We start from the raw sequence: 255 nt of genomic DNA, 5'->3' as shown, positions 1-255 counted from the left end.
AAAATGACCCGACCACCAGTGCTTAATACGGTCCATGAGTTGCTGGCGGGCATCGAGGCCGTGTTCCTCAACACGATCTACGATAATTCTATGCTCAACGATGCGCAGACACGGAGCGCCGTCGAGGTCGCACTCGAAACATGGCTGATGGGAGCAGTTCCGCTCGGCATCGAGTATGTAGCGGCATGCACAGAACTCGATAATCCTCCGGACCTGATGGTGTGGAGCAAAGAGAACCAGTGCTGGGTCTACGAC

General features: G+C 55.3%; 1 protein-coding gene. It reads left to right on the top strand.

Annotation, left to right across the window (positions count from 1 at the left end):
- Nucleotides 1–255: hypothetical protein (locus AC1RPG_RS08865; protein ID WP_481762618.1), on the top strand; the 255-nt coding region annotated here is incomplete at both ends.

The sequence above is a fragment of the Dellaglioa sp. CoH-57-MRSF-18 genome, assembly GCF_056781995.1.
This window is presented reverse-complemented; position numbering and strand designations above follow the sequence as displayed.